Here is an 824-nt window from a genome sequence, read left to right on the forward strand (position 1 = left end):
GGCGTGCCCGACGGGGTTGGTGCGGGGGTGGGCGGGGGTGCCGTCGTCGGCGACCGGGACGGCCCAGGTGACGGACCAGTACGGGCGCAGCCGTTCCTCTACGGGGCGGTCGGCGAGGAGTTCCTTGTCGAGTTCGCCGTGTGCGGCGGTCGTCCGCCAGCGGGTGGTTCCGTCGCGGGTGTCGTCCACGACGGTGTCCGCGCCGGCCGTGCGGCGGCTGAGGGTGCGGGGGGTGTCGTCGCCCACCTCGATCACGACCTCGACCAGGCCGGGGAGGGCGAGCAGGAGCGCGTCGTCGACCGCGGTGAGGAGGCGTTCGGCGAGGTCCTCGGCGGCGGTGTCGCGGAGGGGGAGGATGACGACCGTGTCGTAGGAGTCCGGGGCGGTGCCCTCGGCGGCGAACGGGAGGCGGAGGACCGGGACCTGGCCGTCGCGGCGGCGGATCTCGGTGCCGAGGCCGGGGCTGTGCCGGGCGGTCTCGTCGGCGAGGGCGCGGGACTCGGCGAGGGACCAGCGGACGCCGCCGTGCCGTCCCACCACGGCGGGTTCGTCGGTCACGGCGACGACGGCGGCGAAGCCGACGCCGAAGCGGCCGACCGCACTGTCGCCCGCGTCGCGCTTCGCGGAGGCGCGGAGGGTGGAGAGGGATTCGACGCCGGTCGCGTCGAGGGGGGCGCCGGTGTTGGCGGCGCAGAGGACGCCGTCGCGGAGGGTGAGACGGAGGCGGCCGGCGACGCCGGCGCGGGCGGCCGCGTCGGCGGCGTTCTGCGCGAGTTCCACGACCAGTCGGTCCCGGTAGCCGCCGAGGACGAGGTCCTCCTCGG

General features: G+C 76.8%; 1 protein-coding gene. It reads right to left on the reverse strand.

Annotation, left to right across the window (positions count from 1 at the left end):
* Positions 1–824 (reverse strand): sacsin N-terminal ATP-binding-like domain-containing protein (locus JHN63_RS51560; protein WP_374223039.1); only part of this gene is annotated, 824 nt, incomplete at both ends.

The organism is Streptomyces sp. MBT65 (genome assembly GCF_016612545.1).
Classification (GTDB): domain Bacteria; phylum Actinomycetota; class Actinomycetes; order Streptomycetales; family Streptomycetaceae; genus Streptomyces.